Origin of the sequence: Psychromonas sp. Urea-02u-13 (genome assembly GCF_002835995.1) — a bacterium.
Classification (GTDB): Bacteria; Pseudomonadota; Gammaproteobacteria; order Enterobacterales; family Psychromonadaceae; genus Psychromonas.
In genome coordinates, this window is the sequence record NZ_PJBZ01000092.1 from 1 (window position 1) to 24,747 (window position 24,747).

The 24,747-nt window shown below is 39.5% G+C and carries 22 protein-coding genes and 1 pseudogene; 18 read left to right on the forward strand and 5 right to left on the reverse strand.

Annotation, left to right across the window (positions count from 1 at the left end):
• Positions 1-310: 310 nt before the first annotated feature.
• From rsmF to CXF74_RS17500, 4 genes are all read right to left on the reverse strand, one after another.
• Positions 311-1,768, reverse strand: coding sequence for a 16S rRNA (cytosine(1407)-C(5))-methyltransferase RsmF (rsmF, locus tag CXF74_RS17485; RefSeq protein ID WP_269800779.1), 1,458 nt, complete (start codon positions 1,766-1,768; stop codon positions 311-313).
• A gap of 65 nt (positions 1,769-1,833) precedes the next feature.
• Entirely contained in the window at positions 1,834-4,503 is a 2,670-nt protein-coding gene (locus CXF74_RS17490) for a PqiB family protein (RefSeq protein WP_101083817.1), read from the reverse strand.
• A gap of 1 nt (position 4,504) precedes the next feature.
• Positions 4,505-5,161, reverse strand: a complete 657-nt coding sequence (locus CXF74_RS17495; protein ID WP_101083818.1) for a paraquat-inducible protein A — start codon at positions 5,159-5,161, stop codon at positions 4,505-4,507.
• Complete coding sequence (locus CXF74_RS17500; RefSeq protein ID WP_232772568.1) at positions 5,158-5,751, reverse strand: paraquat-inducible protein A; 594 nt, start codon at positions 5,749-5,751, stop codon at positions 5,158-5,160. Before CXF74_RS17500 ends, CXF74_RS17495 begins: the two co-directional genes overlap by 4 nt.
• Positions 5,752-5,885: 134 nt before the next feature.
• Between CXF74_RS17500 and CXF74_RS17505 the strand changes: the two genes are divergently transcribed.
• The 17 genes from CXF74_RS17505 (at position 5,886) to CXF74_RS17585 (ending at position 23,902) form a co-directional block, all read left to right on the forward strand.
• The gene (locus CXF74_RS17505) at positions 5,886-6,152 is read left to right on the forward strand and encodes a YebG family protein (protein ID WP_101083819.1); all 267 of its coding nucleotides are present in this window, start codon (positions 5,886-5,888) and stop codon (positions 6,150-6,152) included.
• Between the two features lie 132 nt (positions 6,153-6,284).
• On the forward strand, positions 6,285-8,192 hold the full coding sequence (gene thrS, locus CXF74_RS17510) for a threonine--tRNA ligase (protein WP_101083820.1): 1,908 nt from the start codon (positions 6,285-6,287) through the stop codon (positions 8,190-8,192).
• Positions 8,193-8,198: 6 nt separating this feature from the next.
• Positions 8,199-8,756 carry a translation initiation factor IF-3 gene (infC, locus tag CXF74_RS17515; RefSeq protein ID WP_101083821.1) on the forward strand — a complete coding sequence of 186 codons (558 nt, stop codon included), beginning with the start codon at positions 8,199-8,201 and terminating at the stop codon, positions 8,754-8,756.
• Between the two features lie 70 nt (positions 8,757-8,826).
• A complete protein-coding gene (gene rpmI, locus CXF74_RS17520; protein WP_101083822.1) occupies positions 8,827-9,024 on the forward strand; it encodes a 50S ribosomal protein L35 in 198 nt (65 codons plus the stop codon).
• 14 nt (positions 9,025-9,038) lie between these two features.
• Positions 9,039-9,395 carry a 50S ribosomal protein L20 gene (rplT, locus tag CXF74_RS17525; RefSeq protein ID WP_015464855.1) on the forward strand — a complete coding sequence of 119 codons (357 nt, stop codon included), beginning with the start codon at positions 9,039-9,041 and terminating at the stop codon, positions 9,393-9,395.
• Positions 9,396-10,041: 646 nt separating this feature from the next.
• On the forward strand, positions 10,042-10,974 hold the full coding sequence (locus CXF74_RS17530) for a dihydroorotate oxidase (RefSeq protein ID WP_101083823.1): 933 nt from the start codon (positions 10,042-10,044) through the stop codon (positions 10,972-10,974).
• A 119-nt stretch (positions 10,975-11,093) separates the two neighbouring features.
• Positions 11,094-13,319 (forward strand): ABC transporter permease subunit, encoded by a 2,226-nt coding sequence (locus CXF74_RS17535; protein ID WP_101083824.1) that lies wholly within the window; start codon positions 11,094-11,096, stop codon positions 13,317-13,319.
• Between the two features lie 147 nt (positions 13,320-13,466).
• Positions 13,467-15,125 (forward strand): phosphate ABC transporter permease PstA, encoded by a 1,659-nt coding sequence (pstA, locus tag CXF74_RS17540; protein ID WP_101083825.1) that lies wholly within the window; start codon positions 13,467-13,469, stop codon positions 15,123-15,125.
• Between the two features lie 45 nt (positions 15,126-15,170).
• Entirely contained in the window at positions 15,171-15,983 is an 813-nt protein-coding gene (gene pstB, locus CXF74_RS17545; RefSeq protein ID WP_101083826.1) for a phosphate ABC transporter ATP-binding protein PstB, read from the forward strand.
• Positions 15,984-16,153: 170 nt separating this feature from the next.
• Positions 16,154-16,861 carry a phosphate signaling complex protein PhoU gene (gene phoU / locus CXF74_RS17550; RefSeq protein ID WP_101083827.1) on the forward strand — a complete coding sequence of 236 codons (708 nt, stop codon included), beginning with the start codon at positions 16,154-16,156 and terminating at the stop codon, positions 16,859-16,861.
• A 219-nt stretch (positions 16,862-17,080) separates the two neighbouring features.
• The gene (locus CXF74_RS17555) at positions 17,081-17,521 is read left to right on the forward strand and encodes a DUF4124 domain-containing protein (protein ID WP_101083828.1); all 441 of its coding nucleotides are present in this window, start codon (positions 17,081-17,083) and stop codon (positions 17,519-17,521) included.
• A 146-nt stretch (positions 17,522-17,667) separates the two neighbouring features.
• Positions 17,668-18,714, forward strand: a complete 1,047-nt coding sequence (gene queA / locus CXF74_RS17560; RefSeq protein ID WP_101083829.1) for a tRNA preQ1(34) S-adenosylmethionine ribosyltransferase-isomerase QueA — start codon at positions 17,668-17,670, stop codon at positions 18,712-18,714.
• A 121-nt stretch (positions 18,715-18,835) separates the two neighbouring features.
• Positions 18,836-19,963 carry a tRNA guanosine(34) transglycosylase Tgt gene (gene tgt, locus CXF74_RS17565; protein ID WP_101083837.1) on the forward strand — a complete coding sequence of 376 codons (1,128 nt, stop codon included), beginning with the start codon at positions 18,836-18,838 and terminating at the stop codon, positions 19,961-19,963.
• A 92-nt stretch (positions 19,964-20,055) separates the two neighbouring features.
• The gene (gene yajC / locus CXF74_RS17570; protein WP_101083830.1) at positions 20,056-20,388 is read left to right on the forward strand and encodes a preprotein translocase subunit YajC; all 333 of its coding nucleotides are present in this window, start codon (positions 20,056-20,058) and stop codon (positions 20,386-20,388) included.
• Positions 20,389-20,472: 84 nt separating this feature from the next.
• Positions 20,473-22,335, forward strand: coding sequence for a protein translocase subunit SecD (gene secD, locus CXF74_RS17575; protein ID WP_101083831.1), 1,863 nt, complete (start codon positions 20,473-20,475; stop codon positions 22,333-22,335).
• A 19-nt stretch (positions 22,336-22,354) separates the two neighbouring features.
• Positions 22,355-23,302 carry a protein translocase subunit SecF gene (gene secF / locus CXF74_RS17580; RefSeq protein WP_101083832.1) on the forward strand — a complete coding sequence of 316 codons (948 nt, stop codon included), beginning with the start codon at positions 22,355-22,357 and terminating at the stop codon, positions 23,300-23,302.
• Positions 23,303-23,551: 249 nt separating this feature from the next.
• On the forward strand, positions 23,552-23,902 hold the full coding sequence (locus CXF74_RS17585; RefSeq protein ID WP_101083833.1) for a DUF6404 family protein: 351 nt from the start codon (positions 23,552-23,554) through the stop codon (positions 23,900-23,902).
• Between the two features lie 168 nt (positions 23,903-24,070).
• Here the strand turns inward: CXF74_RS17585 and CXF74_RS17590 are convergent, their stop codons facing one another.
• Complete coding sequence (locus tag CXF74_RS17590; protein ID WP_101083834.1) at positions 24,071-24,352, reverse strand: peptidylprolyl isomerase; 282 nt, start codon at positions 24,350-24,352, stop codon at positions 24,071-24,073.
• 126 nt (positions 24,353-24,478) lie between these two features.
• Here CXF74_RS17590 and CXF74_RS17595 point away from each other — a divergent pair.
• A pseudogene (locus tag CXF74_RS17595) lies at positions 24,479-24,747 on the forward strand (DUF2614 family zinc ribbon-containing protein); the annotation flags it as partial.

The following is a 24,747-nucleotide window of genomic DNA, read 5'->3' on the forward strand; positions in this document are numbered from 1 at the left end:
AGAAAAGCTTAATGCAGTGCCATTCGCCCCACGTATTGCTTTTCACATAGTGGCAAACAGGGGTCAATACTTCAGTCTTGCGTGTATTTAAAACACATCAAAACCAACCTGACTAAAGTCTGGGCCCCTGATCAACTACGTTAGCTGAGTATCACTAATACATTGTCATTAAACCATGTCCATAACCCTAATGAGTACCCATCTAACAAATTTATTCCCAATGATGATTTCATTAAGTAAAGCGTTAAAGCCATCTCCGTTAATAATAGAAACAGCAGGAAAATACACAGTAACTGTTGATAGATACGCACTATTTATCAAACAGGTTTTTATCGCGAATCAACTCTCTTGGTAAGTTGTTCTTAAGACGATTGTTAAGAGCTTTACCAAGGCTGATTATCTGCCCTCGGTAACTGACCAATACCTCCCCTGATGCGCCGTTAGTTTCAACATCGCGGATATCTTTACCTTGGTAATACTCTTTAGCTTGTGCCGCATCAAGCTCAACTATATTTGTAGTTGCTTGCTTTTCAAATGCAGTCACAAACTCGTGCTGTGTTTTAAATCCAGATTTTTTGTAGTTACCAAACTCTTCGGCTATTTTTATGCCTAAACGAGAGAAACGTACTTTATTGATCAGTGGTTTAATATTATCAGGAAATAACCAATACTCTTTATCACGTATGAATAACATGCCATCAATATCGTTTATGCCAAATTGCTCTTTAAAGTAGGCATATAGTTCAGCTTCCTTTTGACGAGTAGGGCGGATAAATGGCATTTTAGCAATGCGTTTATTGCTACGCTCTGGATCTGTTTTTTCTGTCTTGCGAATCGCCGCGACAAAGAACCCTTCAGTGTCATAGACCTGTGGCCAGATATGTAAAAAGCCCTCTTCAGTGGCTGTCTCGGTTGCGTTGTCGAACAGGTCGTTAAGCGGGACAAACTCAACAGCGTCTGGGAATTTTTGCTGTAATGAAAAACAAACCTGCTGGTTCTCTTCAAGGCTTAATGTACAGGTTGAATAAATTAATACACCACCCTCTTTTAAAGCATGAAAGGCACTTTCAATGAGGCCTGTTTGTACTGAAGATATCTCATCTATCGCTTGTTGATTCCAGTTTTTCATTGCTAATTTATCTTTGCGAATCGTACCTTCGCCCGAGCAAGGCGCATCAAGTAAAATCGCATCAAAGGTATTAGGTAACCAATTACCAAATATTTTGGCATCAAAATGGGTGAGCGCCACATTCTTAATGCCACAGCGCTGAGTATTTGCATGTAACATTTTGATACGGCTTGCAGAGAACTCATTAGCAATAATTAACCCTTTATTGCCCATTTTTGCTGCTATTTGTGTTGTTTTAGAACCTGGTGCGGCGGCCGCATCTAATAATGTTGCATTACTGCTCGCATCAAATAGATGAAATAGCGCTGCCACTGGCATCATAGAGCTCGCTTCTTGAATGTAGATAAGACCCGACAGATGTTCAAAGCTATTGCCTAATGGTACTTCCTGTTCATCTAATTCGATCCAGAAGCCTTCAGTGCACCAGGGTATTGCTGTTAATTTCCAATCATGCTCCTGCGCTCGTAACAGGAACGCCTCAACAGATGTTTTTAATGTATTAACACGAATGGCACGACGCAAAGGGCGATGACAGCTATCAACAAACTCTTGTAGAGAAAGGTGTTTGGGCAAAATCGATGCCATTTTATCGATATATGGCTGTGGGAGAAGTTGGTTATTTTCAACAATATTATTCAATTTAATTCCTTACAAAAACGCGCTCAATAAAGTGCGCGCAATATAGCATAGTTTCAGTGGCTGTTTTAAGGTTTTGGAATCGCCAATTTCCACGTTAGCCATTTATCATTAAAACTTTGTTTAAGTTTGAATGAGGTAAATGCGGTAGCTGGCGCCTGTAGTTTCTTTTTGTCAGTGGTACTCATGTTAATCCCACCTTTTATTAGTGAAGTTAACGATGTTGATTTGAGGCTTGCTCCGGTAATGCCAATATCTAAATTGAATCCAGAAGCCGGCCAAAAAATAGAATTTTTTCTTATCAGATGTGCGTATTTTGGGTAGATATTTAGCGTTACTTCAACACCTGATGCATCAGCCTTTAATTGTTTATCAACCACTTCACCAATTTGAATTTGGCGATGGTAGACCGGGCTGCTAATATCAGTTGATCCTGCATTATCAGCGGATAAAACAATAGGTAAGCCGACTTTGTTGGTTGCTAAGGTTGGAGCGCCTGCCTCACCTTTAAAGTGTGTTGTTAGTTTACCGTTCCCTGGTAATACATTTAAGTAAACACCTGAAATTAATGTCGATAAGTTTTTAGCGCCAGACATGGATAGCTCACTTCTGATGATCCAAAAACGAGTCCCTTGAGTGGTTACTTGTTGTATAAACTCAGGTTCAATATCAACACTCGCTTGTACATCATTTTGAGTGTTTAATTTGAGTGCCGTAATTTCACCAACAATTAACCCTTTCAAACGTAGTTTAGTGCCCACTTGCAATTCATAACCTTGCTCAAAGGTGACAGTGATTTGTTTCACGGGTAGCGTTGCCGCTTTATAACTGCTAAACAGTTTGTAAGCACCACTCTTGAATTTATTATTAAGACCCGCTGGCGCGTTATCTACCGCTATGCCCCCACTGGCGATGGAAAGTAATGATTCTGCTTCAATTTTGACACCTGATAAACCCGCGTTAACTTTAAAACCACTAATGTTCCAGAATACGCTTTCAGATTTAATGAGATGTTTATACTGTCCTTTAATGGCAAGCGTGGTGCGCATTAAGCCTGAATCATCGATAGAAAAACCACTCACTTCACCAATGGGGAATTTATGATAATAAACAGGTGAACCTTCGCTTATAGAGGGTAATTGTTTGCTTAATAAAGAAATTGAGTGTGCTTTACTGAATACGTTTTTACCCAGTTTGGCCATTGCTTTGGAAGGGTATAAACGAAAACGTATATTGCTTTTTAGTTTGGCTAATTTTGTGCTTTTTTTAACCGGGAATTTGTTATATAAACCAATGCCACCAGAGACTAAGTTCTTTAAGGGTGTGGACTGTATTTCAAGACCTTTTAACGATGCTTCGATATTGACACCATTGAGCAAATAAAACTGGCTGCTGCTCGTCACTAAATATTGATACTGGTGATAAATGTGTACGCTAGTTTCAATATACTGACCATTCTTAGAAAAACTAAGCGCTGCAATATTACCTATTTCTAACCCTTGGTAAGAAATAGGGTCGCCAGTATTAAGCCCGGTGGCATCGTCTGCTAATAATAATAAGGAAAGTACCGGTGCAATCGGGGCTTTGTTATGTTGCACATTGAATGTACGCTTTTTAGCCGATGTTTTTTGTGTCAAAGGAGCGGGAGAGAAACCGATATAGTCACCAGTAATGAGATTGCCAATATTTTCTATATTAGAAAATGATAACGAGGTTTTCTCTAACCAAAATTGTGCACCTTCACCGATCATGTCACTAAATTGAGGATTGATGGTTGCTGTGGCAATGAAATGTTGTTTCTCAGTTGAATATTGTAGATCTGTAATGCGACCAATGCCGTGGCCTTTAAAAAGGATGCCCGCCCCTTTAGGTAAGTTAGTGATATTATTTAATATAAGCGCGACATTAATCCCCATTTCTGTTTTGTCGATGTTTTCAAATAGGGTGAAGGTTGTATTTTCGGTTAATTTTTTACTCTCTTTGGGAGAGCTAAAAGTGATGCCACCTGCGATTAATGAAGTAATACTGTCTAATTTAAAATCAATGCCTGAGCGAGAAACGTTGGCTGATAATCCACTTATATTCCAGAACTTAGTATCTTCTTTAATAAGGTGGCTGTATTTTTCATTGATAAACGCTTTTATATGAATGAACTGATCACTTTTATCTAATAGGACTCGGACCACTTCACCCACTTGTATTTTTTTATAGAATAGTGGTGTGCCTACGCTGATTGAACCTGCATTGTCGTTTTTTAAATTCACGAGCAAGGCATTATCAGGGATCGTGATTGGTTGCTCTAAGACTGCGGTGAAGTTTGATGCGTCATCGCCATTACCAGGGTGAAGGTTAATATAACTACCAGAGAAAAGGGTATCTAACCCTGAAATAGAGGTTAACGAGGCTTTAGGAGAGACTAACCAGAACTGTGTTTTTTCACGTAACATAAATTTTGCATGAGATTCAATTTCAGCGACAACATTAACGCCATTACTACTATCAAGCTCAACCTTCTTTACGGTGCCGACAATAACCCCTTTGTAGCGAATACGGGTTTTATCTACAATGATACTTTCAGCATTTTCAAAATGTATTTGTATGCTCGTTTTAGCATTTGTTATATTTTGAAATAATATCCATATACCGAGCAAGGCAGCAACAATGGGCAAAAACCAGATAGGGGAAATAGAACGTGTTTTTGCTATTTTAGCTTGGTTATCTATTAATTGTTCAGTCATTTTATAATTTATCCTGAGTCTTAGTGTTTATTTCCGGGCGCTGCGCATCCCAAATTAAACGAGTGTCGAAACTGTTGGCGGCAAATAAGGTTGCAATGACAACGACTGTAAACGAGGTGGCGGCAACGCCAGGGTAAACAGAGAGTAGACTCCCTTTATCGAACACCGCGACCATGATCGAAATAACAAATAGATCCAGTATCGACCAACGGCCAACCCAATCTACAAATGAAAAAATAAGTAATTGTCTGCGTGCAGAAAAACGCCAACCTAATTGCACCGCAAGGGTAATAAACACCAGCGCCACTATTTTTAAGATTGGCACTGCAATAGACGCAATAAAGACAATGAGCGCAATGCCCTGCATATCACTATCTACTAAAGAAATAATGCCACTCATAATAGTGTCTGGGTAAAGGTTGTTATTTTTAAGCAGAAAGGTAATTGGGTAAACGTTTGCAGGAATGATAAAAATAATAGCCGTAATTAATAAAGCCCAGGTTTTTTGTAAGCTATTATTTTTACGTTCTGAAATGTCGTTATTGCAGGTAGGGCAATGCTTTATATCAGTTTTATTTTCACAGTAATTGCCACAAATTGAGCAAACCTGTAAACCTTGTTGTTTTCCTGATTTTCCTGCGACGGCGAGTTTACTCATAAGCTTTGGTATTTTTCCCAGTATTGGTGATTACTGTAATTACTTATGATGGTTAAATTTAATAAAAGTAATGCAACAAAAAAATAGAAACCACTGCCTATATAGAGGTCGGCATAATTCATCAGTTTAAAAATGGCCACCATCAAGCTCACCATATAAACCTCTAACATCGACCAATGTATTAATAGACGAGTTACCTTAAATACCTTAGGTAGAAAAATCGCTTTATGGTTCAGCGCTAAACTGACACTGCTAATCGCAATACTCAATACCAGTAAGGTCGGTGCAATAACGGCACACAACAACACAACAAAAGAAACAAGGGGGGCAACATCAATCATCATGATGGCGCCTTGTATCAAGTTTGTTTCTTCGGTGATACCTAATAGATGTATCGAAATTAAAGGCAGATTAAAAGCAGGGATGGTAATAATGAGCGCGGTGATACATAACGCCAATAGGCCAGATGGGTTACACCAACTTTTTTTGTAGATCACTTGTTCGCAACGAATACATTTTGCCACATGGCCCGTATCCATCGTTGGAATCGCTGATGTCATGTCGCAGTGGCGACAGATGATTGTTTTCATTCGATAATATTCTTCAAATAAGTGACTTAAAGTGACGTTTGATTGACACATAGTATACTTACAAAGTTGCTTTTTTCATAAAAAACATTTACTGTATATACAACCATGACTAATCAAAGAGAGAAGAGGCTACCGTGGCAGTCATCATTAAATACATAGTTGAACGAAAGGGTGTTGAAAAAATGACCTTTACCAGTAAAAAAGAAGCAGATTTATACGATAAAATGCTTGATAGCGCCGATCAGTTGGCTGAGTTTTTAAGTAAAAGCTCAGTGACACTCGATGATCAGCAACTTGAGGAGTTGGGTTTATACCTTGCTTCTAATAAAGAAACGGTACAAAGTTTATTTAAAGGCAGTGCTTTTTCAGAGCTTTCTACCCTCGTACCAGAAAACGAATAACATCCTCCTTCTATTAGTCCATAAATTGAACCTTTTCAAAGCCGTCATTTTGTTTTAAAATGCGCGACCAATTTATGGATTAATGATACAAATGCTTCTTCGTTCGAAGCATCACTGTGAGGATATAATAAGATGCCAACAATTACACTTCCCGACGGTAATCAACGTCAATTCGACAATACAACTTCAATTATGGAAATTGCTGCCGATATCGGTCCTGGTCTCGCGAAAGCGTGTATCGCAGGTCGTGTTGACGGAAAACTTGTCGATGCTTGTGATCCTATCGAAAATGATGCAACTATCTCTATCATCACCCTTAAAGATGATGAAGGTTTAGAAATCTTACGCCACTCGTGCGCGCATCTATTGGGACATGCTGTTAAACAGCTTTATCCTCAAGCTAAAATGGCAATTGGTCCAACGATTGATAACGGCTTTTATTACGATATCGATGTAGACGTTACTATTAATGACGAAGAGTTAGCTAAAATCGAAAAACTGATGAATAAGCTAGTTAAAACAAATTACTCTGTTGTTAAAAAGACGGTGTCAGTTGATGAAGCGATTGCATTGTTTAAAGAACGCGATGAGCCGTACAAATTAGAAATTCTAGAAGGCATCGATAAAGATGACCGTCCTGGTTTGTATCATCACGAAGAATACATCGATATGTGTCGTGGTCCTCACGTACCAATGATGAAATTCAGCCAATACTTTAAATTAATGAAAGTAGCGGGCGCTTATTGGCGTGGTAATTCAGATAACAAAATGTTGCAACGTATTTACGGAACAGCATGGGCAGACAAAAAACAGCTTAAAGCTTATTTGAAACGTCTAGAAGAAGCAGCAAAACGTGATCACCGTAAAATTGGTAAACAGTTAGATCTTTACCATATGCAAGATGAAGCGCCAGGTATGGTGTTTTGGCATGCAAACGGTTGGACTATTTACCGCGAATTAGAAACTTATATTCGTGAGCAAACGGTTGCCTATGATTACCAAGAAGTAAAAGCCCCACAAATTTTAGATCGTTCATTATGGGAAAAATCAGGTCACTGGGACAAATACAAAGACGGTATGTTCTGTACGTGTTCTGAAAACCGTGATTACGCGATTAAACCAATGAACTGTCCTGGTCATATTCAAATATTTAACCAAGGCCTTAAATCATACCGTGATTTACCACTGCGTTTATCTGAGTTTGGTTCATGTCACCGTAATGAGCCATCGGGTTCTTTACACGGTTTGATGCGTGTACGTGGCTTTACACAAGATGATGCACATATCTTCTGTACTGAAGAGCAAATTCTTGATGAAGTATCTGCTTGTATCAATATGGTATTCGAATGTTATAAAACCTTTGGTTTTGAAGATGTTGTTGTTAAATTATCAACTCGTCCAGAAAAACGTGTGGGTGATGACGCGACATGGGACAAGTCTGAAGCAGCACTTGCTAACGCTTTAGATAAAAACGATATCAAATTTGAGTATTTACCAGGTGAAGGTGCATTTTATGGCCCTAAAATTGAATTTACTTTGTATGATTGTCTAGGTCGTGCGTGGCAGTGTGGTACAATACAGTTAGACTTCTCAATGCCAGGCCGTTTAGATGCGACTTACGTAGGTGAAGATAACGAACGTCATACTCCGGTTATGATTCACCGTGCAATTCTTGGTTCATTAGAGCGTTTCATCGGTATTTTAACTGAAGAATACGCAGGTATTTTTCCGACTTGGTTATCACCACAACAGGTTGTTGTGATGAACATTACTGATAAACAGTCTGATTTTGTGCATGAAGTTGTAAATAAATTGAAAAAATCGGGAATTAGAGCCATTTCGGACTTGAGAAATGAGAAGATAGGCTTTAAAATCCGTGAGCATACATTAAAGCGTGTTCCTTACCTTCTTGTTGTTGGTGATCAAGAGGTAGAAGCAAATGAAGTTGCTGTTAGAACACGCAAGGGTGATGATTTAGGTAAAATCAAAGTCGATGACTTTGTGAACCAAATTAAAGAAGAAATCATCGCTCGTCGATAACTACTATTGGAGGAATTTGTTATAAAAGGTGCAAGAAAAGCCCCACAACAGGGCAATAAACATCGCTTGAACGAAGAGATTACTGGAACAGAAGTGCGTTTATCAGACTCTGAAGGCAAGCCAATCGGCGTTGTTTCTCTTGAAGAAGCGAAAGACATGGCATTTACGCAGAACCTTGATCTTGTAGAGATCAGTCCTAATGCAGAGCCGCCAGTTTGTCGCATCATGAATTATGGCAAATTTCTCTATGAAAAGAGCAAATCCGCAAAAGAACAGCGGAAAAAGCAAGTTCAGGTCCAGCTGAAGGAAATAAAATTCCGTCCTGGAACTGACGAAGGCGATTATCAGGTAAAACTACGCAACCTGACTCGCTTTTTATCAGAGGGCAATAAGGCTAAAGTAACGCTACGTTATCGTGGTCGTGAAATGGCACACCAATCACTTGGACTAGCTCTACTAAACCGTATTAAAGCGGACTTAGCAGAGATATCTAATGTTGAATCTTTCCCGAAAATGGAAGGTCGACAAATGGTGATGGTACTTGGCCCTAAACGTGCTAGCTAAGGCGTAAAGTAGTCGATTTATCGGCTCGCCTTACTGGTTTATATTAACTTAGAACAATGCGGAGTTCGCAATGCCTAAAATGAAATCGAACAAAGGTGCTGCAAAGCGCTTTAAAAAGACTGCTTCTGGCGGCTTTAAACGTAAGCAATCACACTTACGCCATATCCTTACTAAGAAGTCTACTAAACGTAAACGTCACCTGCGCGCACAAGCAATGGTTTCAAAAGTAGATGTACCTAGTGTTAACAGAATGTTACCATTCGCTTAAGTAAGGAATAAAAAATGCCAAGAGTAAAACGTGGTGTACAAGCTCGTGCACGTCATAAGAAAGTCTTAAAACAAGCTAAAGGTTATTACGGTGCTCGTTCACGTGTTTATCGCGTAGCAGTACAAGCAGTAACTAAAGCTGGCCAATACGCTTACCGTGACCGTCGTCAACGTAAACGTGTTTTCCGTCAACTTTGGATCGCTCGTATTAACGCAGCATCTCGTATCAGTGGTTTGTCTTACAGCCGTTTCATCAATGGTCTGAAAAAGGCTTCTGTTGAGATCGATCGTAAGATCCTTGCTGATATCGCAGTATTTGATAAAGCAACATTTGCTCATTTAGTTGAAGTAGCTAAAAAAGCACTTGCTTAATTGTTACTGATTAGTAGATGATTGATAAAAGGAGACATTATGTCTCCTTTTTTTTGCCCAAAATTCCTCTCTAGCAATTAAATTACGCTTAACTATTTGAAACTCCCCACTAGATTCCGACAAGTACTCTTCTTATCGACTACTTTGCCAATAAACATCATTATTATTTTTATCCATCCTTCTTAATATTCACCGCCACTTATCTTCGCGTGCACCTTTAAACACTATTCATAATCCCGTTTACTATCTGCTCAATAAAACACGTTTTATCCAGAACGCTTTTCAGGGTTAGCAATCCATGCAAGCCTAAAGGCTCACTTCCAATAGCATGTTGATATATCGTACTTTGGAAGTGGGACTTCAGTCCTGCAGTATTTTCAGGGGTAGAAACCCATGCAAGCCTAAAGGCGGACTTCCAGGGGCATGTTGATATAACGTTATTTTGGAAGTTGGACTTCAGTCCTGCCGTTTTGGGGAGGTGCGACACACGCTAGCAAACACTGCAAAATTAATAGCGTGACTATTAATAAGAACTTTCACTAAATGACACTTTTAGACTCAGTAATCGATTAACTTTTTGTTTCTAATCAAAGTGCTAAATGTGACCTGTAATACACTTTAGTGAACTTAATCATCGGAGAATGAAATGCAGGTAGATCTATCAACAACAATTGCAGGTGTACAGCTAGACAGTTACTTAATGAATGCATCGGGCCCTAAATGTACAACATGGGACGAACTCGAGATTGTGGCACAATCAGCGTCAGCTGCGGTTGTGACAAAATCATGCACGATAGAATTTCGAGAGGGAAACCCTGAGCCACGTTACAGTGATTTACCGTTAGGTTCGATACCGTCAATGGGATTACCAAACCTGGGTTATAAAGCCTACCTGGAAATGGTGCCGAAACTAAAAGCGCTCGGTAAACCTGTTGTTGTGAGTATTTCTGGTTTTAGTATCGAAGACAATATCGAGATGGTCAGTGCTTTTCAAAAGAGTGACGTTGATTTAATCGAAGTTAATTTCTCATGCCCTAATATTCCAGGTAAAGCACAAGTTGCTTATGACTTTGAACAGGTTGAGTGCGCATTGAAAGCATTAACCGTATTAGGTGATAAACCGATTGGTATCAAGCTCGCGCCGTATTTCGATATGTCACATTTTATTGCCATGGCCAACATCCTCAAAAAATTTCCCGTTAAATTTATAACCTGTGTTAACTCAATTGGTAATACACTGATTATTGATCCCGTTACAGAATCTCCAATTATTAAACCAAAAGGTGGCTTTGGTGGATTGTGTGGCGATTATATCAAACCTATTGGCCTTGCTAATGTACGTGCATTTCGTGAATTACTCACCGATGATATTCAGATCATTGGTGTAGGTGGTATCAAAAATGGGGTTGATGCATTTGAATACTTATTAGCAGGTGCCGACGCAGTGCAAATCGCAACGTGTTTTGAAAAAGAAGGCGCAAATTGCTTTGAGCGTATAGAAAATGAATTAGCGGCATTCATGGCTAATAAAGGTTATAAAAAATTAAGCGACGCAAAAGGAAAACTTAAACCGCTATAGGTTTATTTTCGCATTTTTCCGCCTAATTATTTAATAAATAACACAAAGATTACAGCTGTAATATAACTGTCACAAAAGCGCCATATACTCTCCAACATCAATAATGTTGGAGAATTTTAATGCACAGCGATTTGTCAAACCGGTTACGCGCTAATCAGAAACGCGTAATAAAAGATAAGATAGTAAAATACTGTATCAGTAGTGGTGGTGCGTTAGTACTCGTAACCCTATTACTTATCTTTGGTTACTTACTTTATGTGGTATTACCTATTTTTGCACCGGTGACCATTGAAGCAGAGAAACAGTTTATGCAAACTAAAAACGAGCAGCTCTATGCGCTTGGTTTGGATGAACAAAACGATATCAGTTATCAAGTTAATGAGCAGGGGGTCTTATCTTTTTACTCATTACGTGAGCAAGACTTAGGCGCGCTTTTATTAACTAAAGAGATGCTTAAGCAACCTGTTGCATTTGCACAGTCCTCTCCAAGTACAAATATCTACTTATTATCTAATCAAACGGGTCAGGTAACTATTTTCAAACCTGATTTTGCAACTAGTTATCCAAATGACAAACGTCTGATTACGGCTAAGATTGACTATCCGCTTGGAGAATCACTCATTGAAGTCGACCCACAAGGTGCTCCAATCACAGTGGCTAGTTTTGAACTGTCAGAGGAAGGCGGTGCTATCGCAGCAGTGACTAATGATAACCGCGGGCTATTTGTTGTATTAACGGCAACAGAAGACATGATGAGTGAAGAGATTTTTTGGGAACAAGAGCTGGTTGAGCTTCCATCGTTGCCTCACAATGTATCACAAATGTTGTTAAGTCCTGATTTGAACAATCTTTTTGTACGTTCGGGTGATGATCTGTTGGTTTATGATATCTCTAATACGAACAATATCCGTATCAAATCTGCTTTACCTATCAATGCACTGAATACACATGTATCAGATATACAGCTGTTAACCGGTGCAAGTTCGCTGATGGTTGCCAACGAGAACGGTGTTATTAGTCAATGGTTTGAAGTATTAAAAGACAATAAACGTACTTTTACCTTTATTCGTGATTTTACTGCTGATGCAAATGTTGCCAATATTGTGCCTGAGTACTTTCGTAAGGGTTTTTTAACTACGGATAAAAAAGGTTACTTATCAATATTTCATACAACGGGTAATACACGTTTATTGAATGAGAAAATCAGTGATAACGACAACCTGTCAGTGGCCTTTTCGCCGCGTGCTAATGCAATACTGGTTATTGATGAGCAAAAGGTAACCCTCTTTAAGCTTGATAATGAACATCCAGAAATTACTTGGTCTGCATTATGGCAACAAGTTTGGTATGAAGGTTATCCTGAAGCGGCTTATATTTGGCAATCAACTTCTGCAAGTGATGATTTTGAAGCAAAAATGAGCTTAGTGCCTATCTCTTTTGGTACGATCAAAGCCGCATTTTATGCCATGTTATTTGCTGTGCCAATTGCAATCTCTGGCGCTATTTACACCGCTTACTTTATGTCACCAGCTATTCGTACTTATGTGAAACCCACTGTTGAAATAATGGAAGCATTACCAACCGTAATTTTAGGTTTTTTAGCGGGTCTTTGGTTAGCGCCATTAATTGAGAACCAGCTACCGGGCATTATTTTACTGCTGCTTGCATTGCCATTAAGCGTATTAGCAACCGCGTTGTTATGGACTTTACTGCCAAAGAATTTCAAACAGAAAATTCCAGAAGGTATCCATCCACTTATCTTAATTCCGGTTTTATTATGTGCTGGTTACATTTCTATGAGCCTGAGTGGTCCGCTTGAAATGTGGTTATTTGATGGTGATACACGTATGTACCTGACCAATGAATTAGGTATCGACTTTGACCAACGTAATTCATTAATCGTGGGTATCGCGATGGGCTTTGCGGTTATCCCAACTATTTACTCAATCGCAGAAGATGCAATCTTTAGTGTGCCAAAGAGCTTAACAATGGGCTCACTTGCCTTAGGTGCGACACCTTGGCAGACACTCGCTAAAGTGGTTATTTTAACGGCGAGCCCGGGTATTTTCTCAGCAGTGATGATGGGAACAGGGCGCGCAGTAGGCGAAACAATGATTGTATTGATGGCAACGGGTAATACCCCAATCATGGATTGGAATATATTCGAAGGTATGCGTTCTTTATCGGCAAATATTGCGGTTGAGATGCCTGAATCAGAAGTGGGTAGTTCACATTACCGCGTCTTGTTCTTAGCGGCTTTTGTCCTGTTTATCTTTACCTTTATCTTTAATACGGTTGCGGAATTGGTACGTCAGCGTTTACGTGAAAAGTATTCAAGCCTGTAGTTCTTGTTGAAGTAGATGCATAGCTTAGAAATCGTTACAAAATAACTTGCGATAAATTGTTTCCAAAAAGCCTTTAAAGACAGGCTATTTTAAAAACAAAATCGCAAGTAATTTTGAAGCCAATCCTTAGTGTTAATAGGAAATAATATGAATAAGTGGTTTAAATCAGGCACACCTTGGATCTGGATGACGGGTGGTGCAGTAAGTTTAAGTTTGATCATGGTGATTGGACTGTTTCTCCTCATTGGTTGGCGTGGACTGAGTTTTTTCTGGCCTGCTACTGTGTATGAATTTGACATGCTTGATAGACAAGGCAATCACATGAATGTGATTGGTGAAATTTATGACAGCGAAACGGTACTTAAACAGCAATTAATCGAAGCGGGTATTACAGGCCTCGAAGATAAAGGCGATACATTAGAGCGTTACCTTATTAAAGTGGGTAACCGTGAATATGTTGATTTAGATTTTCAATGGATATTAGAAACAATCATCGTTGAAAAACATATTCCTGATAACATCGTTGTCTTAGAGCGTACAAAAAACGGTAACTTTTACGGTTACATAAAAGCCTTTCAAGAAAATGGCGTAGATATCAAGATACCTGCGTCAGCGCTTGAAGCGGAGTTTTCGACACGTTTAGCAATAACCAAAGCACTTAAAGACAAAGAAACGGATTTGTTAAAAGGTGATATTGGGCGCATTAACTACGATTTAGATAGAATAAGACTTAAGCAACGTAAATTAGACTTAGACGGTCAATTAACAGAAGAAAAAATTGCGAGTTTTAAAGCGCAATCTGAAACATTACAAAACGAATACCTGGTCCTAGAGAAACAGTTATTTGAGTACCGAACGCAAGCACTGCGTGATGCTGTTGTTATTACCGATATGACGGGTCGTGATGTGGTTATGCCCATTGCAAAGATACTCGACTTCTATCTACCGAATAAAATGACCTTCCTTGAGAAAGTGCAACATTGGTTTCATCAAACCGCTAAATTTGTGAGTGATGACCCACGTGAAGCTAATACAGAGGGGGGGGTATTCCCGGCTATCTTTGGTACTGTGTTTATGGTGATGTTAATGGCTGTGATCGTGACGCCATTTGGTGTTATCGCCGCTATCTACTTGCACGAGTATGCGCCTAAAAATAACATTACTAAGTTTATCCGTATTGCGGTAATCAACTTAGCCGGCGTACCGTCAATTGTTTACGGTGTATTTGGTTTAGGCTTCTTCGTTTATATTGTTGGTGGCAGTATTGACCAATTATTATATCCAGAAGCGTTACCATCACCGACATTCGGCTCACCCGGTGTTTTATGGTCTGCATTAACACTGGCTATCCTAACGCTACCCGTGGTTATAGTCTCAACCGAAGAAGGTCTAAGCCGTATTCCGAGTAGCTTACGTGAAGGTTCGTTAGCATTAGGCGCTACAAAATCAGAAACGTTATGGCGTATCATTGTGCCAATGGCAAGTCCTGCCATTATGACCGGACTTATTTTAGCGGTTGCACGTGCAGCCGGTGAAGTAGCCCCATTGATGCTGGTTGGTGTGGTTAAAATGGCGCCGACGTTACCAGTTGATGGTAACTTCCCATACTTACATTTAGAACGTAAATTTATGCACTTAGGTTTCCACATCTACGATGTTGGTTTCCAGAGCCCGAACGTTGAAGCTGCTCGACCATTAGTTTATGCAACCTCATTCTTATTAGTTACCGTCATTATCGGTTTAAATTTAGCGGCCATTGGCATTCGTAATAACTTACGAGAAAAATATCGTTCATTAGAACACTAAGTATCGCTAACAAATTATATTTAAAAGAATTATTAGGAAATAAAAATGATCACATTACCAAAATCAAGTACAGAAGCAGACGTGTTAACACACCTAAGTGTAGAGAAAACGGCATTAGAAGTTAAAAATTTAGATCTTTATTACGGTGATAAGCAAGCCTTGTTTGATGTATCAATGAAGATACCAAAAGGTAAAGTAACGGCTTTCATCGGCCCATCTGGCTGTGGTAAATCAACTTTGTTACGTTGTATTAACCGCATGAACGATTTAGTTGATATCTGTCGTGTAGATGGAAAGATTGAATTACAAGGTACTAATATCTATGACAAGTCTGTTGATGTAGCCGCTTTGCGTCGACGTGTTGGTATGGTATTTCAACGTCCAAACCCATTTCCTAAATCTATTTACGAAAATGTGGTTTACGGTTTACGTTTACAAGGCATAAAAGACCGTCGAACACTCGATGAAGCTGCCGAGAAATCACTGCGTAGCGCAGCACTTTGGAAAGAAGTGAAAGACCGTTTGCATGATAATGCATTTGGTTTGTCCGGTGGTCAGCAGCAACGTCTTGTTATTGCACGCGCTATTGCGATTGGACCAGAGGTTTTATTATTAGATGAACCGACGTCAGCACTTGATCCAATCTCAACATTAACCATTGAAGAATTAATCACTGAGCTTAAAGAGCAGTTCACCGTGGTGATCGTAACGCATAACATGCAACAAGCCGCGCGTGTTTCAGATCAAACTGCCTTTATGTACATGGGTAAACTGATTGAATACTCTGATACTAATACGTTATTTACTGCGCCAAAAGAGAAACAAACGGAAGACTACATCACCGGCCGTTACGGCTAGTATGACTCTAGGTCGTCGCAATTTAGGTTAACTACTGCGTCAGGCGTGCTCACTTGGTAAACCAAGCTCCGCGCGCTTTCCTTGTATTTAACCTAAATAGCTTAGCCCTAAAGCAATACGTATTGAGTTGAATTGAATAAAGCAAAAAATTAGTTAAAAAGGAAAAAACAATGGAAGCATTAAATCTTAATCGTCATATTTCAGGCCAGTTTAACAGTGAATTGGAAAGTGTACGTAATCAAGTTATGCAGATGGGTGGCTTAATTGAGCAGCAACTTGGTGATGTGTTGGTCGCGATGGCGGATAACAATGTTGAGCTTGCACGCCAAGTGATCGTGAAAGACAAAGAAGTGAATCAATTTGAGTCGAATGTTGACCAAGAATGTTCACGTATTATCGCAAAACGTCAGCCTGCGGCCAGCGATTTACGATTAATACTGACTATCATGAAAAGCATTAGTGAGCTTGAGCGTATTGGTGATGGCGTTGCAGGTATTGCGTCGATGGTCATTGAAAACCATGGCAAAGAGGTGCCTTCTTTGATTGGTCTTGAGAACATGGGCCAAATCGTATTGAAGATGTTGCATAACTCTTTAGATGCCTTTACACGTTTAGATTTAAAAGCCGCGATTAATATTCATAACGAAGACAAAAAAGTAAATCGTCAATATGAAAGCATCGTACGCGAACTAATGACCTTTATGATGGAAGATCCACGTTCAATTCCTTTTATTTTGAACGTATTAGCCTCTGCTCGTTCTATCGAACGTATTGGCGATCGATGCAAAAACTTATGTGAGCATGTTGTTTATTTAGTAAAAGGGGTGGATGTTCGTCACGCGACGGAAGAAGAATTAAACTCTCTACTTACTGAGTAATGCTAAGTATTTGACCTGAATTGAATATATTGACTTTTATTTGTAGTTTGTAAAAGTCTAAATTCGCAGTGTGAATAAACTAAGAGAGCTTTCTGTGTAAATGCAAGCTAGCTCTCGTTTCAAGCCCCTTATCCTCTACAAAAGCAGTTACTTTTTTAATCAACTTTGGTTATAATGCCCGAAATACATAAGAGAATTTGAATTTCAGGGACCGAAATAATGAAATATATCCTATTAGTTTTATCAATAATGGTTTTTTCACCGCTTGCATACAGTAACACCACTACCACAACCGTCTTCACATGGATTGATGACAACGGTGTGATGCATTTTACCGATAAAAAACCGAAAGAGAGTGTTATTGCGGCTGAGTTTTTAACAACAATCGACATTGAAGTTGCTAACGTACCAGACGCTCCTCGCATGAATACCCAGCCTGATCAACTTCCTGATGTCGCACAAAATGTTCGCTCAATAGCACTGCAAGATTGGACTTATAAAGAGCTTTCTCCAACCTGTCGCTGGATTGCAAAACGTATCTCACTCCTTGAAAACATGATCGAACAAAACTCAGATGTTTATGATGAAATATTTCGTCAAGAGCTCAGTAAACGTCAGAAAGATTGGAACTCACAAAGTTGCTTCTCTGGCATTAGCTAAACAAACATATATCAAAATCTAAAAAGGGAAGCTGACTATCAGCTTCCCTTTTTGCGTTTTAGAGGCTTTGCTTGATTCAACGAGTTGCAGCCGCGCTAGAGTAGGGTATAATCCCCGCTTTATTTTTGCGTTTGCGGATCCTACTTATGAAAGTCTCAGATTTCTCTTTTCAACTACCTGAATCATTAATTGCTCGTTACCCTAAAAGCGAACGTAGCGGTAGCCGTTTACTCTCTCTTGATGGTGTAACGGGTGAAATCAATCACCGCCAATTTCCCGATATCCTTGAGTTAATCAATCAAGACGACCTGCTTATTTTTAACGATACCCGTGTTATTCCTGCGCGCATGTTTGGTGAAAAAGAGACAGGCGGAAAAATCGAAGTATTAGTTGAGCGTGTATTAGACAATAGTAGTTTTCTTGCACACGTACGCAGCTCAAAATCGCCAAAACCAGGCTGTAAATTACGTTTAGAAAATAGTGTTGATGCCGTGATGGTTAAACGCCAAGGTCCTCTTTTTGAAATTCATATTGATAACGAACTATCCGTATTAGAAGTATTAGAGAACATCGGTCATATGCCATTACCCCCGTACATTGACAGACCTGATGAAGATGCTGATAAAGAGCGCTACCAAACGGTTTACAATAAGAACCCTGGCGCCGTAGCAGCACCAACAGCGGGTTTACATTTTGATCAAAATATCCTCGATAAAATCAAAGCGAAAGGGGCTGATCTTGCCTTTGTTACTTTGCACGTTGGCGCGGGTACATTTCAACCTGTTAAAGTTGATAATATTCTTGAACACCACATGCACAGTGAGTTAGCGCAAGTATCACAAGAAGTCGTTGATAAGATTATCGCCACCAAAAAGAAGGGCGGTCGTGTTATTGCAGTGGGCACAACGTCGGTACGCTCGATAGAAAGTGCGGCAGCTGCAACGTTAGCAAAAGGCACACCTTTAGCGCCGTACTTTGCAGAGACAGATATCTTTATCTACCCAGGTTATAAATTTCAGTTGATCGATGCGATGTTAACCAACTTCCATCTTTCAGAATCGACGTTATTAATGTTAGTCAGCGCCTTCTCGGGTAAAGAGAATATTGATAACGCCTACAAAATTGCAATACAAGAGCAATACCGTTTCTTTAGTTATGGCGATGCCATGTTTTTAACTAATCAAACAACATAAAAAAGTTTACACGTAAACCAAAAATCGACTTAAATATTTTTGCTAAGTCGATTAACCACAACCTTAATAGCAATATTAATAACAAGTCGGACTGTCTTTCTGACGAGGAACAAAAATGAAAATGAAATATGACTTATTAACAACCGATGGGCGCGCTCGTCGTGGCCGTTTAACCTTTGAGCGTGGCACGGTAGAAACACCTGCATTTATGCCAGTGGGCACGTACGGTACGGTAAAAGGCATGACACCTGAAGAGGTTGATGCAACGGGTGCTGAAATCCTATTGGGTAACACGTTCCACCTGTGGTTACGTCCTGGCCAAAAAGTGATTAAACAGCACGGTGACTTACATGACTTTATGAACTGGAAAGGGCCAATCTTAACGGATTCAGGCGGTTTTCAAGTATTCAGTCTAGGTAAAATGCGTAAAATTAAAGAAGAGGGTGTTTACTTCCGTAGCCCTGTTAATGGCGATGAAGTGTTTTTATCTCCTGAAATCTCAATGGAAATCCAATACGATCTTGGCTCTGACATTGTAATGATTTTTGACGAATGTACGCCTTACCCAGCAACACATGAAGAAGCGAATGTTTCAATGAAACTTTCGTTACGTTGGGCTGAGCGTAGTCGTAGTCGTTTTAACGAACAAGAAAATCCAAATGCTCTGTTTGGTATTATCCAAGGTGGTTGTTACGAGAATCTACGTGACGTATCACTAGCGGGCCTTGAAAAAATTGGCTTTGATGGATATGCGATTGGTGGTCTTGCTGTTGGTGAGCCAAAAGAAGATATGCACCGTATTTTGGACCATGTAACGACTAAAATTCCAGCTGACAAACCACGTTATTTAATGGGTGTAGGTAAACCTCAAGATCTTGTTGAGGGTGTTCGTCGTGGTGTTGATATGTTCGATTGTGTTATGCCAACACGAAATGCACGTAATGGTCACCTGTTCACAACTGATGGTGTGATTAAAATTCGTAACGCTAAACACCGTGAAGACACAAGCACTTTAGACATAGATTGTGATTGTTACACGTGTAAAAATTATTCACGCGCGTACCTATATCATCTTGACAAATGTGGAGAAATCTTGGGTGCTCGTCTAAACACGATCCATAACTTACGTTACTACCAACGTTTGATGAAAGGATTGCGCGATGCCATTGAGCAAGGTACATTAGACGAATTCGTTGATACTTTTTACAAACGAATTGGTGTTGAAAAACCAGTCATTGACGAAAAATAATAAATCGACTGCAAAAGCGTCATTTTTTTAATGATGGCGCTAAGTAGCTAAATAATAAAACAAAAAAATAATTTCAATTTAGGGGATATTCAATGAGTTTCATTTCACAAGCACACGCTGCTGCTGAAGGCGCACCTGAGCAAGGTGGTTTTTCTTTTATTTTCATGATGGTAATTTTTGCTGGTATTTTCTACTTCATGATCTATCGCCCACAAGCACGTCGTACTAAAGAGCATAAAAGCTTAATGGGCAGCATGGGTAAAGGCGATGAAGTATTAACATCGGGTGGTCTAATTGGCCGCATCGTTAAAATTAGCGATGAAAATGATTACGTTCAAATCGAATTAAACGAGAACAACGTAATTTCACTGAAAAAGGACTTTATCAGTGCAGTGTTACCAAAAGGTACACTAAAATCTATCTAATAAAATGAGGCGAAACCGGCAACGGTTTCGCCTTTTTCTTCATGCCAATACCTCTGTTATTGGCAGTACATAAAGGACTGTATTGTGTTAAACAAATACCCTATGTGGAAGTACCTGTTACTTAGCTTTATTGTGCTAGTGACCTTGCTTTACGCCGCGCCAAACTTATACGGCGAAGACCCTGCCATTCAAATATCCGCCACTCGTGGTGCAAAAGTTGAACTTGCCACTCTTGATAAAGTAGAAACCTTATTAAGCCAAGCCAATATCACTCCCAAAAGCACGGTACTTGAAAACGGTCAAATTTTAATTCGTCTAACGTCAAGTGAAGACCAATTAATTGCCCGCGATACCATTGGTACTGAATTAGGCGAAGGTTTTGTAAGTGCACTTAACCTTGCACCAGCAACACCTGCATGGCTTGAAGCGATTGGTGGTGCACCATTAAAGTTAGGTCTTGACCTACGTGGTGGTGTTCATTTCTTGATGGAAGTGGATATGGACGAAGCGATTGCTAAAGCGCAAGAGCAAATGGTCCAAGATTTCCGTTCTGAATTACGTGAACAAAAAATCCGTTTCCGTGGTATTCGTAAAGCAAACACTGAAACAGGTGTTATTTTACGTTTTAAAGATGAAGCAACACTTGAAAGAGCTGAAGCACATCTTAAGCCAATTAATCCGGGTTTATTGTTCGACGATAAAACACTAAACAACGAATTTGTATTAACGATTTCGATGAGCGATGAAAAACTAAAATCAACTAAAGAAGATGCGTTACAGCAGAACTTAAGTATTTTACGTAATCGTGTTAATGAACTGGGTGTTGCTGAGCCGTTAGTACAACGTCAAGGCTCTGATCGTATCGTCGTTGAATTACCAGGTGTACAAGACACTGCTCGTGCTAAAGAGATCTTAGGCGCAACGGCAACACTTGAATTTCACCCTGTTGATTCAGACACTGATATCAGTGATGCATTAGCTGGTCGCTTACCTTCTTCAAGTGTTGTTTACAAAGAACGTAATGGTCGTCCAGTTGTTGTTAAGAAAAAAATCATCTTAACCGGTAACCACATTGTTGATGCACAATCGAGCAGCGATGAATATGGCCGTCCACAAGTAAGTATCTCCCTTGATTCAAAGGGTGGCAGTAAAATGTCACGTTTTACCAAAGACAATATTGGTAAACCAATGGCAACACTGTTCATTGAATACTTACCAACGGGTAAAAAGAAAGCCAATGGTAAAACTGAGATTGCTAAACGTGAAGAAATTGCAAATGTTGCAACGATTCAAGCGCAATTGGGTCGTAGTTTCCGAATTACTGGCTTAGATAACGCAGCTGAAGCACATAACCTAGCATTACTACTTCGTGCTGGTGCCTTAATCGCGCCTATCCAAATTGTTGAAGAACGCACAATTGGTCCAAGCCTAGGTAAACAAAATATCGATAATGGTATTAAAGCAATGGTTTACGGCATGTTAGCCGTGGTTATCTTTATGTTCATCTATTACCGTAAATTTGGTGCTATCGCTAATCTCGCGTTAGTGTTTAACATCGTGATGATTGTTGGTTTGATGTCGATGATTCCAGGGGCAACGTTAACGTTACCGGGTATCGCTGGTATTGTATTAACTGTCGGGATGGCCGTCGATGCCAATGTATTAATCTTCGAACGTATTCGTGAAGAGATTAAAGCAGGTAAATCGATTCAACGTGCTATCAACGAAGGTTACTCAAATGCATTCTCAACGATTGCAGATGCCAACATCACTACATTAATTACCGCAATTATTCTTTTTGCAGTGGGCACCGGTCCAATCAAAGGATTTGCTGTTACGTTAATGCTGGGTATCGCGACGTCTATGTTTACCTCTATATTTGGTACACGTGCCATCGTCAACGCGCTTTGGGGCGGACGAAATGATATTAAGAAAATTTCTATCTAAAACGATTTAAGGAAAAATTATGTTTGAATTATTTAAAGCGACATCTCCTATTCGTTTTATGAAATATTCAAAGCCAGCAACTTGGCTTTCAATGTTCTTGATCATAGGGTCGATCGCATCACTGAGCACCAATTGGATTAATTGGGGTCTTGATTTCACCGGTGGTACATTGATTGAAGTTGGTTTTCAGCAACCAGCAGTATTACCTGAAGTACGTGATACTTTAGCGCAGGCTAATTTCAATGGTGCTATCGTGCAACATTTTGGTAGCAGCCATGAAGTGATGATCCGAATTGCACCACAAGAAGGTGTTAAAGGTGTGGTTATCGGTAACCAAGTATTAGATGCGCTACAAGCAGCTGATTTTGGTAACGTAGACATGCGTCGTATCGAGTTTGTTGGTCCAAATGTGGGTGAAGAGTTAGCTGAAGATGGTGGTCTTGCGATTATTATCTCTCTAATTTGTATCATGCTTTACGTAAGTGCTCGTTTTGAGTGGCGTTTAGCTGCCGGTGCGGTACTGGCTTTAGCACATGATATTATCATTACCTTAGGTTTCTTCTCGATATTCCAATTAGAGTTCGATTTAACGGTACTGGCGGCGCTATTAGCGGTCGTGGGTTACTCGTTGAATGATACGATTGTTGTATTTGACCGTATTCGAGAAAACTTCCGCTTAATGTCGACAGCTACACCAGACGAAGTGGTTGATCAATCAATCACTCAAACGCTAAACCGTACGATGATTACATCGGGTACTACTATCTTTGTACTTGTTTCATTGTTTGTTGTCGGTGGCGCGTTGATTCATGGTTTCTCAACTGCATTGTTGATTGGTATCTTTGTTGGTACTTATTCTTCAATCTATGTAGCAAGTTCATTAGCTGTTAAATTAGGCGTTGAACGTGAACATATGATCCCAGAAGTCATCGAAAAAGAAGGCGCAGATCAAGACGCATTAATGTAACCATTACCTGCTGTTTTAATCTCGCTTATTTGAAATGCCACTTTAATCAGTGGCATTTTTTTGCCTAAAATTCACCGTTAACAGTGAAATATTTGTAATAAACCTGAAACAGAAAAGTAACAGCGCTAAGAGTTATAACTGTTTTTATTATTCGCGCATTGCAACAAAGTGAAATAATTCTCATTTACTTTATTTGCTAAAGGGACCATATTTAAAGCATTCCAGTTACTTAGCGCTAAGGATAATCGAATGACATACGAAGAAAGACTTGAAAAAGCACATGAAGAACTCGAATCAAAGGGGATTTGGAAGTCTAATTACAACCCGCCTTTGTTTGATTTAGCGCGTAAGTGTGGCTACAAAACAGCTCCTCCGCATTACCGCAGTTTCTTGAGTAATTTCACGCGTCAGGCACTGTTCTTTTTTGTTGCTTGGGGCTGTGCGATGTATTTATTAGTCTGGCGTGGCAGTGATATCGATGCTTCATTTCTATTATCAGTGAGTTCAACTGTGGCATTACTGTTTGCTTTTATTATGTCGGTGTATTATAAGTTTAGTGCGCAATACCATCACTTATCGACCTGGGAAAGTTTTAAATAAACATTTGTTAACAGGCTTAATTTTTAGTGATAGTTATCATTAATTTATGTGGATGTATTTAAAGTTCACAAGGAGAGTATAGGGTTAGTTAAAGCAGTAAAGAGGGGAAATAAGAATAAAACAAAAGAGCCCGCTATAAAGCGGGCTCTTTTACAGAATCATTACCGCTTAGTCTTGACGTGAAGTCACTTCTAAAAGGTGGTAACCAAACTGAGTTTTAACTGGGCCTTGTACTTCACCGATTGGCGCAGAGAAAACTACTTTATCAAACTCTGGTACCATCATACCGGGACCAAATTCACCAAGATCACCACCTTGAGCACCTGATGGGCAAGATGAATGTTTCTTTGCTGCATCAGCAAAATCAGTACCTGCTTCGATTTCGCTTTTAAGCGTTAAACAGCTCTCTTCAGAACTTACTAAGATGTGACGTGCACTTGCTAAAGCCATTGTGTATTCCTTTTTATCAAATTATGAACGCGCACGATAAAGTAAAAATTGTGATCAATCAATATTTAGCTTGCAAAAAATTGCCCAAGCCATATTATGTCGCTCCATTTTTATATTGAGGTATTTATGAAACGTATCGTTCTCTTTTTAATGACCAACCTAGCTGTTGTATTAGTATTAGGTATTGTCTTAAATATTATTTTTGCTTTTACTGGAATGGATTCTCGTAGCACAGATGGTTTATTAATTCTCGCTATCGTATTTGGCTTTGGCGGATCGTTCATCTCGCTTGCATTGTCAAAGTGGATGGCAAAGCGCAGTACCGGCGCAGTGGTGATTGAAACACCTGCCAATGAAACAGAAACATGGTTAGTGAATACTGTTAAAGCACAGGC